General features: G+C 74.6%; 5 protein-coding genes and 1 pseudogene. 2 read left to right on the top strand and 4 right to left on the bottom strand.

The window, feature by feature from the left end:
* A pseudogene (locus tag HET64_RS15780) lies at positions 1–347 on the top strand (serine/threonine protein kinase); the annotation flags it as partial.
* A gap of 42 nt (positions 348–389) precedes the next feature.
* Here the strand turns inward: HET64_RS15780 and HET64_RS15775 are convergent.
* The 3 genes from HET64_RS15775 to HET64_RS15765 all read right to left on the bottom strand — a co-directional run bounded on the left by HET64_RS15775 (position 390) and on the right by HET64_RS15765 (position 3,961).
* The gene (locus tag HET64_RS15775) at positions 390–1,382 is read right to left on the bottom strand and encodes an aldo/keto reductase (RefSeq protein WP_215106018.1); all 993 of its coding nucleotides are present in this window, start codon (positions 1,380–1,382) and stop codon (positions 390–392) included.
* 103 nt (positions 1,383–1,485) lie between these two features.
* A complete protein-coding gene (locus HET64_RS15770; RefSeq protein ID WP_215106016.1) occupies positions 1,486–2,883 on the bottom strand; it encodes a chitinase in 1,398 nt (465 codons plus the stop codon).
* A 169-nt stretch (positions 2,884–3,052) separates the two neighbouring features.
* Positions 3,053–3,961 carry a family 16 glycosylhydrolase gene (locus tag HET64_RS15765; protein ID WP_215106014.1) on the bottom strand — a complete coding sequence of 303 codons (909 nt, stop codon included), beginning with the start codon at positions 3,959–3,961 and terminating at the stop codon, positions 3,053–3,055.
* Between the two features lie 271 nt (positions 3,962–4,232).
* Here HET64_RS15765 and HET64_RS15760 point away from each other — a divergent pair, with 271 nt between their 5' ends.
* Positions 4,233–4,796, top strand: a complete 564-nt coding sequence (locus HET64_RS15760) for a DNA polymerase ligase N-terminal domain-containing protein (RefSeq protein WP_215106012.1) — start codon at positions 4,233–4,235, stop codon at positions 4,794–4,796.
* Positions 4,797–4,818: 22 nt separating this feature from the next.
* On the opposite strand, the gene HET64_RS39890 is transcribed toward HET64_RS15760, so the two are convergent.
* On the bottom strand, positions 4,819–9,738 hold the full coding sequence (locus HET64_RS39890; RefSeq protein WP_215106010.1) for a HEAT repeat domain-containing protein: 4,920 nt from the start codon (positions 9,736–9,738) through the stop codon (positions 4,819–4,821).
* Positions 9,739–9,794 lie beyond the last annotated feature (56 nt).

Raw genomic sequence — 9,794 nt, 5'->3', positions numbered from 1 at the left:
GCCCGACGACGTACCGGCTTCCGGGGCCCACAGGGCGAAGACGGCAGGCGCCGGCCCGATCTGCTCCGGCCCGTCGTCGCACCACCCGTGAGGCGATACGGCGCCGCCCCAGGGTGGCCAGCCTCATCGCGGGCACGGCGACGTTCCTGGCCGCCGTGTATCTCGGCATGGTCCTTTTCTCCCCGGAATCCAGCTCGGCCGGAACACCGGATCAGAGTCCGTCCTCGGGCCCCTCGCAGGACGTCAGTGACGGCGGCGGGCAGCAGCAGAACCAACAAGGCGGGCAGAACCCGCAGGACCAGCAGGACGGTGGCCGACAGGGCGGGGACGACGAGCAGGACGACTGAGTCCCGCCCGCTCCCCCTCACCCGCCGGGGCCCCGCCCGCCGTCACCAGCGGTCGTGGACCTCCGCGCGGATCGACCGGTCGTACAGGTCCCGCACCGCGTCCAGCGTGGACTGCGGCAGCGGGGGCAGGGCGGCCGCGGCCGCGTTGGCGCGGGCCTGTTCCACCGAGCGCGCGCCGGGGATCACGCTGGTCACGCCGGGCTGCTGGATGATCCAGCGCAGCGCGGTCTGCGCGGGGGTGGCGCCCTCGGGGGCCAGTTCGGCGAACTCCGCCGCCGCGGCGACACCGGTCGCGTAGTCGATGCCGGAGAACGTCTCGCCCTGGTCGAAGGCCTCACCGTGGCGGTTGTACGTACGGTGGTCCTCGGGGCCGAAGACGGTGTCCTTGGTGTACGTGCCGGAGAGCAGGCCCGAGGCGAGCGGTACCCGGGCGACGATGCCGACGCCCGCCGCTGCCGCCGCGGGGAGCACCTCGTCGAGCGGCTTGAGGCGGAACGGGTTGAGGATGATCTGCACGCTCGCGACGCCGGGGCGGGCGATGGCGGTCAGCGCCTCGGCGCAGGTCTCCACGCTCACCGCGTAGGCGGCGATCCGCTGCTCGGCGACCAGGGTGTCCAGGGCGTCGTAGACGGCGTCGGAGGAGTAGACGGCACTGGGCGGGCAGTGCAGTTGTACGAGGTCGAGCGTGTCGGTCCCGAGGTTCGCGCGGGACCGGTCGTTCCAGGTGCGGAAGTTGTCCAGGGCGTAGTTCTCCGGCACCTGGCCCGCCCGGCGGCCCATCTTGGTGGCGACGAGGACGTCGGCGTCGGGGCGGTTCTTGAGGTAGCGGCCGATGAGCTGTTCGCTGCGGCCGTCGCCGTAGACGTCCGCGGTGTCGAAGAAGGTGACGCCGGATGCGACGGCCGCGTCGAGGACCCCGAAGGCGTCGTCCTCCGCGACCTCGCCCCAGTCGCCCCCGAGCTGCCAGGTGCCCTGTCCGACGACCGAGACGTCACGGCCGGTCCTGCCGAGTGTGCGCTGTTCCATGGGGATCATGCTATTCCGCTTCTCCGACGGGGAGGGGTGGGCGGCGGCAGGAGCACCTCTGCCGCCGTCCACCGGCTTGGGGACCGCCCCGGAAGCGGGGCGGTCCGGGGGGTCAGCCCCGGTACTGCGCGAGGACCCGCGTGAAGTCCCACGGCTGCTGTCCGACACCCGAGCAGGTGTCGGCCCCGCCGCCGGTGCAGGGGCGGTCGCGGTTGACGGACCAGAAGGTCAGCCGGGCCAGGTGCCGCTGCTGGGCGTAGGCGAGGATGGTCCGGAAGTCGGCGACGGTGATGGTCTCGCCGACGTCGGTGGTGCCGTTCATCGAGGAGATGCCGGTGTGACGGTAGGCCTGGTCGTCGCTGTAGCCGTAGGCGTTCTTGACGGCCGTCTTGAGCCCTTCGGCGGCGCGGACGCTGAGCGTGCCCATGTTCTGGCCGTTGCCGCCGAAGTTGAACGGCATGATCGTCCAGCTGTCGACGGTGAGCCCGGACTGGGCGGCCCGGTTGATGAGGCTGGTGTCGGGGCCGTTCTGGCCGGTGCCGAAAGTGACGTACAGCTTGATGCCGGGGTTGTTGGCGCGGATGGTCTTCAGGGCGTCCACGGTGCGCTGCTGGACCGTCGGCGAGTCGTAGGCGGCCGCCTCGATGTCGATGTCGATGGCCTTGAGCCCGTACGCGTTGATGACCTTCTGGTAAGCGGCGGCCAGTTCGCCCGCACTGCCGCAGGAGCTCTCCAGCTTGTTGCCGCTCCAGCCGCCGAACGACGGGATCACGTCACCGCCGGCGGCCCGCACGGTGTTGATGGTCTGCTGGTCCACGCCGCCGGCGAGCGGGCGGCCGCCGTCCCACTGGGGGTTGCAGTAGCCGTTGCTCAGGACGAAGGCGAGGGTGAACCACTTGACGCCGGTCGCGTTCATCACGGTCGTCGGGGAGGGCGGGCTGCCCCAGCCGTTGTAGAGGTAGGGGGCCACGGCCATCGGGGCGCCGCCGGGGTCGGGGTCGCCGCCGCCGGACGGGGCGTTCCACTTCTGGTTGGCGGCCCCGGTGCAGGTCCACAGCTGGAGCCGGGTGCCGTTGGCGGAGCTGTTGCCGGTCGCGTCGAGGCACTTGTCGGCTGCCACGGAGACGATGTCGCGGGCGGCGGAGACCCCCCAGCGCTGGGCGGCCGACCCGTTGCAGTCCCACAGTTGGAGGACGGAGCCGTTGGTGGTCGCGCCGTCCTTGACGTCGAGGCACTTGCCGAGCGCGCGTACGGTGCCGTCGGAGCGGACGTCCCACTGCTGGGCGCCGGTTCCGTTGCAGTCGTAGAGCTGTACGGCGGTCCCGTTGGCGGCGGACGCGCCCGCCACGTCGACGCACTTGCCGCCGATGCCGGAGATCTGCCCGACCGCGGCGACGGCCGCGGTGGCGGGGCTGCTGGGGGTGAGGAACGCGGCCGTGGCGACGAGCGCCAGGGCGGGCAGCGCGAGACGCCCGAGCCGTCTTCGCGGGGAGCGGGGGGTCGCGGTCATGCGGTCACCGTCCTTGTAGGAGAGAGCCGGCGCCCGTCCGCGGACTGCCGCGGACGGGTGCCGGAGCTGCTGGTTCCACCGCAGCCGACGCGTGGGGGCTCCGACTCGGGCCGCCACCGACCGGTCGGCCGTCGCCGGTCTCCGGACCCCGGTCGCCGGTCGCCGGTCGTCAGTCGCCGGTCGTCACGCGGACGTAGTCGATGACCATCTGCTGCGGGAACTGCGTGCTGCCGTCGGGGTCGCCGGGCCAGTAGCCGCCGACCGCGAGGTTCAGGATGAGGAAGAACGGCTTGTTGAACACCCACTGGTTGCCGCCCAGGTCGGCCGGGGTGCGCCGCTGGAAGACCTGGCCGTCGACGGACCAGGTGATGGAGTCGGGCGCCCAGTCGATGGCGAACGTGTGGAAGTCGTCGGCGAACGCCTGCCCGTTGGGGAGGGTGTACGCGGCGCCGATGCCGCCCGAGCCGGAGTAGCCGGGACCGTGCAGGGTGCCGTGGACCGTGCCGGGCTCGAAGCCGACGTTCTCCATCACGTCGATCTCGCCGCTGTTGGGCCAGCCGACGTTGCCGAAGTCGTCGCCCAGCATCCAGAACGCGGGCCAGATGCCCTGGCCGCGCGGGATCTTGATCCGGGCCTCGACATGACCGTAGGCGGCGGCGAACTTGCCGGAGGTGTTGAGCCGGGACGAGGTGTACTCGCACGTCCCGTACCAGCACTGGTAGTTGCCCGGGTTCTCCTTCCGGGCGGTGATCACGAGGTTGCCCTGGCCGTCGAGCGCGGCGTTGTCGTTGCCCGGGGTGTAGTACTGCCGCTCGTGGTTGTTGACGTTGTCGCCGGTCTCGATCTGCCACTTGCCGCCGTCCACGGCGGCGCCGGCCGGTCCGTCGAACTGGTCCTCGAAGGCGACGGCCCGCGCCCCGGACCCGGCGGACGGGGAGCCGGCGGCCGGTGCGGCGGACGCACCGCCGGGGAGTGCGGTCAGGATGGCGGAACAGCAGAGCAGTGAGGCGGCGTAGAGGGCGACGCGGCGGCGCCGGGAAACGCTGCGCGCCGTGGAGTGCGTGGGGTGCACGGTCATCACATCACTTCGCGTGGGGGGCATGTGCATGACAGATCGACGCCGAGAGGTGAACGGTTGGGGCGATCACCTCGGGCGCATATTTCAATACTTGATTTAAGGGAGTGCCGCAGGAGCCGTCAATAACCTGGTCCAGACCGGAGGGGGAACGGCATGCCCCATAGGCATATGCGCCTGAAGACAGTCGGCTCATCGTGCGATTCGTCCCGGGCAGCCGCAGAGTGGAGACACGGACCGGCGAGACGGGCCGGGGCCACGAAAGGAGCACGACGTGGAGAACGACGGCACACCGCGGCCCCACTTCGTCGTGCAGATCCATGACGCGCGACGCCTGCACTTCGATTTCCGGCTGGAGGTCGACGGCGTACTGAAGTCCTGGGCGGTGCCGCGAGGGCCGTCGGAGAACCCCAGCGACCGCCGGCTCGCCGTGCCGACGGAGGATCACGCTCTGGAGTACCGCGAGTTCGAAGGGGTGATCCCCCGCGGCGAGTCCGGCAGCGGCACCGTCATCGTCTGGGACCAGGGCACCTACCGGCCGCTCGGGCACGACGGGCAGGGCGACTCCGTACCCTTCTCCGAGTCCCTGGAGCTCGGCCATGCGACGTTCTGGCTGTACGGGGCGAAGCTGCACGGCGAGTTCGCACTGACCCGCGTCCAGAAGGGCGACGAGCCGGACAGCGGCGGCCACGAGGCGTGGCTGCTGATCAAGGCGAACGACCGCCTCGCCGTTCGCGGCAGGCCCGGTTCCCCCGACCCGTACCACGCCAGGTCCGCCCGTACGGGGCGGACGCTGCACCAGGTCGCCTCGGCGGCGTCCCGGGAGCCCGAAGGCTGACCACACGCCCCGGACACCCTCGTCAGGCCCCGGCGCCGGAGATCTCGGCGAGGACGTCCGTGTAGAGCGGCCGTCGGTCGGGCCGGGCGTGGGCCGCGGTGCGGCGCAGGACCGGGACCGCCGCGTCACCGAAGCCGACGAGCGCGTCCCTGACCGCTCTCCGGACCACCGGCTTCGGGTGGTCGAGGAGCCGGACGAGGCCGGGCAGCGCGGGCTCGAAACCGGCGCGGCCGAGCGTCCGCGCCGCCATGCGCACCACGTCGGGCAAGGGATCCGACAGCAGGAGCACGGTGAGCCGGGCATGGGTGTCCCGGTCGAACAGGGCGCGCGAGGTCCGGTGTGCGTGCAGGCGTACCCCGGCGATCGGATGGCTCAGCAACTCCTCGACCAGCGAGCGCAGTTCCGGGTCCGGACCGGCTCCGGGCGCCGGTGCGCGCTCCTCGACGAGGCGGGTGAGGGCCTGGCGGGTCTGTTCGGGCGTTCCCGTGCGGGCGAGGTCGAGCAGTTCCGGCAGCGACGGACGGTCCGCCGGGGCGGCCGTCGTGCTCCGGACCGAGGTGCGCAGGGCATCGAGCGCGGCAGCGTCCTCGCGTTCGGCTCCAGGTGTGCGCAGGGGACCGTCGACGAGGACGAGCGCGTCGGCCAGGGCATCGCGGCCTTCGGTACGCAGCCGGCGCTCGGCCCTGGTCAGCACGGGGGTACGGAGCAGCCGCACCCCGGTCAGCAGGTCGAGCAGCCCGAGGTCGCCCGCCTCGACGCGCGGTGCGAGGAGGTGGGCGAGCACATCGGCGGGAACGTTGCGCAGCGTGGTGCGGGCCGCCTCGTGCACAGCGGGCGAACCGGTTTCCCACCACCCGAGGATCAGCGGGACGAGCGGGGACAGATCGTCCTCGGGCAGCCGCGCCGCCCAGCGCAGCACCCGCTCGGGCAGCACCCCTCGGGAGGTCAGCTCCACGACGGCCGGGTGCCGGCCACCGCCCTCCCCGGGGTGGGCGTCGGGGTGGGCGGTGGCGTGGCCCTCCGGGTGCGCGAGGAGATCCAGGGCGGCGGTTTCCGGGAGCACGTCGACCCGGCCGCGCAGATACGCCCGCAGCACAGCGCGCGCCACCCCCGGCTCGGGCCGGTCGAGCAGAGCCCGCGCGGCGGCGGTCCGGCGCTCCGGCCCCTTCGCGTCCAGCATGGCCAGCAGCCGGGTCCGCTGGGCGGACGACCGGGGCTGGTCGAGATCGTCCGACCCCACGGGGCGCGACGAGGCGCCGGAGGCCCTGCTCGCCGCCCTGGCCTCGGCGATGGTCCACGCGGGTGCGTCGATCGGCTGGAGCTCGGTCATCCAGTCGACGAGCCGCCCGCGCACGTCGGGCGCGGCCTTCGGGTACGCCGCGAGAAGCGCGGAGAGCAGTTCCCGGGACTCGGTCGCGGCGGGGACGCGCCCGGCGCCGTCCGCACCGGCGGCGAGCCGGGGCCGGGCAACGGCGGCGACAGCGCGTCCCCGGAACTCCGCCAGCGCGTCGGGGGTCCGTACCGCCTCGGTCAACTCGGCACGCCAGGAGGCTGATGCATCGACGACCACCGGTTTCTCCGGTACGCCGAACGCCTCCCGGAGCACGGCGGGCGCGGCGCTCCAGGGGTCCGCGCCGAGGTGGGCGACGTCCAGGGCCCGGTCGAGATCGGCGCGGACGAGCACCGCGCCCAGCTGTCGGAGCAGCGTGAGGCCACAGGCGGCCGTCCCGGGCCGGGGCAGGCTGTCCGGGCCGGTGGGCGGCAGGGCGCGAAGTCCTTCGACGACGGTGAAACGCCCGGCGGCGGACAGGTGCGGTGCGACGGCGTGCAGAACCTCGATCAGCTCCCCCGCCGACCCGGCCGCCGGCCTCGCGGCGGTGGCGCGGGGAGACCCGTCCGCCGCTCCCCCGCCGGTGGCGGCGTCGAACGCGTCGGTCACCGTACCGGTGTGCCGGGCGAGCACCGTCACCTCGTCGGCGGACCACGGCCCCGGGCACAGGCGCAGGGCGCACCGCAGGAGGCGGCCGCGGAGCCCGGCCTCGGCCGTGCTGCCGGCCAGGCCCAGCCAGTGGCCCAACAGGGCGCGGGCGGCCGGGCGTTCGTGGGGGGCCACGGTGTCCGGGGGTGCGGGCCGCCGGGCGATGCGCAGGGCGAGCGCCGGGTCCCAGCCGGAGCGCAGCAGAGCCGTCACCTCGGGGTCGGCCCCGTCCGGGGGCCCGGCCGGGGCGGCGGGCGGCGTCGGCACACCGTGCCGGGCCAGTGGTTCCGCCAGGTCCTGGACGCAACCGGCGGCGAGTCGCACCCCGCCGTCGGCGACGAGCGCCAGCAGGGCGGGGACGACCGGCGATCCCCCCGCGTCGAGGGCGAGCACGGCGCGGGCGGTCACCTCGTGGTCGAGGGCGCGGAGCAGGAGGCGGCGGGTGCGCTCGTCGCGGGCCGCTTCGGCGGCGGCGAGGAGGGTCGCGGCGTGGGCGCGCCCCACGACGGCGCGCAGCGCCCGGGTCAGCGCGGACCGCAGCCCCGGGTTGTCGTCGCGGCCGAGCGCCCGCAGGAGGTGCGGGACGGCGGCCGGCGCGCCCGCGTCGAGGAGGGTGGCCGCCGCGGTCTTCCTGATGTTCATGTTCGGGTGGTGGAGACAGCCGGCGATCTCCTCGCCCGCCCAGCGGGCCCGGGCCGCGCCCAGCGCCGACAGGGCCGCGCGTACGGTGCGGATGTCCGGGTCGCGGGTGAGCGGGACGAGGGTCGCGGACAGGGCCCGCGCGTCCTCGCCCGAGGCGTCGTGGGCCAGCAGGGCGATGACGTGCTTGCGCACGTGCGGGTCGCGGTCGCGCAGCAGACGGTGCACCCGGGCCCGGGTGGACGGGGTCGCGGGGACCTGGAGCAACGCCTTGAGCAGCACCGCCCGTTCGCCCCCGGTGAGCCCGGGCCGCTCCAGCAGGCCGAGCACCGTCGCGGTGAGGAACGCGTGGCCCGCTCCGGTGTCGTCCGGTGCGTCGAGCAGACAGGCGGGCCTGATCCGCCGCCTCCTCCACAACCGGCTCCCGTGGGCGCGCATCGCCTCCGACACCTCGGGCGGCAGCTCCGGTTCGCCGTCCGGGCGGGCCGGTCCCGCGGGTGCGAGGCCGGGACCCGGGGCGTCCGCCCCCGGCCCGAGCCGGCCGGCGGCGAGGTCGCGCACGATGCGCAGGAGCAGGTCGGCCAGGGGGACGCCGTCCGGGGGCCCGGTTCCCGTTCCGGCGTGCGCCGCGATCCGGCAGAAGGCCGCCACGGGGGCGTCCACGTCCACGCGGGCCCGCAGAACGGCAAGTTCCCGCTCGTCGGGGGCTCCGAGGTCGGCCTCGATGTCGCGCGGGAGGTCCTGGGGGGCGAGCCGGGCGAGCAGGTCCTGCCGCTGCCCGGGCCTGCGGGTGAGGTGCCACAGGAGTGCCAGCGCCCGGTCACGTACCGGGCGCAGTTCGGGTGCGAGCGCAAGGCGTGGTGGACCGTCCGTGGCCGTGGGCGGTCCGTCCGCCGGGCCGCCGATGCCGAACGCGTGGGCCAGTGCCGATCGCGTACGGTCCCCGCCGATGGCCTCCAGGGCGTCCAGTGCGGCGGACGGGGCCGTGGGAAGCAGGGCCAGCACCGCTTCCTCGGCGGCCGGCGGTCGCAGGACGCGGATCGCGGCGAGGAACGGGCGCGGGGTGCGGGCGGCGGGGAGGAGCCGGGTGACGGCCTCGCCGATGGGGACGTCGGCGGCCCCCTGCCGTGACAGGGCGATGAGCAGTTCCAGGCGGCGGGGCCAGTCCGGGGCGGTGGGCGGAGCGTCGATGAGGGCGTCGAACAGCGGGCGACGGGAGGTGTAGAGGACCGTGGCGAGGTCCTCCGCCGGAAGCGTCCAGTCGGCGAGGGCGAGGGCGAGCAGCGGGCCGACGTCCGGGTCCGCCGGGAAGTGGCCGCGCCGGTGCAGTGCACGCAGACAGGTCAGCACGGGCCCGGCGAGCAGGAGGGGGTCCGTTGCGGCCAGGGCCACCAGGCGCCCGACATCGGCGCGTTCCGCCCGTTCGCCCAGGAGTTCCGCGGCCTGCCCGCGCAGGGCCGGAGCCTCGGCCGGATCCTCCGCCGTGCTCCACAGCACCGTGTGGTGACCGTGCCGGGCCGCGGCGACGAGAACGGCGGCCGCGCGTGCGGCCGACGCCCCGTCGCGGTCGGCGGACCGGCCGTCCAGGGCCCTCGCCGGGCGGGTCAGCGGTTGTGCGTCCACGGGGGTCACCGCCGCCCAGGGCTCGGCGAGTTCGCGCAGCGCGTCGGTCACGACGTCGGGGTCGGGCGAGTCGAGCAGCCGCACCAGCAGGCCGCGTACGAACGCCGGTGCGAGCAGTCCGGCGTGCAGCCCGTCGCGGGCCAGCCGCAGCGCCTCGGTCCCCAGGACCGGGTCCCCGGTGCCGACGAGTTCGGCCACGAGCCGGTCGGGGCGGTGTGCCTCGACGGCATCGCTCTCACGCACGGCCCGGTAGAGGAGCTCGCCCGCCGGTTCCGTACGGAGGACGGCCGGGTCACCGAGGAGGTCCGCCCGCAGCCAGGCGATCCGTACCCGGGCGGGCAGCTCGGCCGCACGCCAGTCGGGCAGCCGGTGCCGCGTCTTCCGCGCCCCGAGCCGGGCGTGGAGGCCCGCGAGCAGGAGGGACTCCTCGGGCGACGCCCCGGGGGAATCGGGCAACAGCCCGTCCACCGGGGCAAGATGACCTGCCCCGGTCACGTTTCCTCCCCCGCCCCCGGAGTCCGGGGTGTCCACGCGTTCGGCGAGGAGGGTGAGGCCGAGGTGCCGTATCCGGGGTGCGGGGTGGCGGACCATCCGGCCGAGCAGTTCCGGCGGACAGGTGCGCGCGTCGAGGCGCCGGGCGAGGAGAGCGGTGTCGGCCCGGTCGAGGGCGTCGATGATCGTTTCGTCCGGCGCGGTGGTCACCGACGGAGCGTAGACGGCCGGGTCGCCCGGTCGCCCCGGGTTTTCCGACGCCTGGT

It is taken from the genome of Streptomyces sp. McG3, from assembly GCF_018619185.1.
GTDB lineage: Bacteria > Actinomycetota > Actinomycetes > Streptomycetales > Streptomycetaceae > Streptomyces.
The sequence above is the reverse complement of the archived record's forward strand: the minus strand, read 5'-3'. Positions and strand labels throughout refer to the sequence as shown.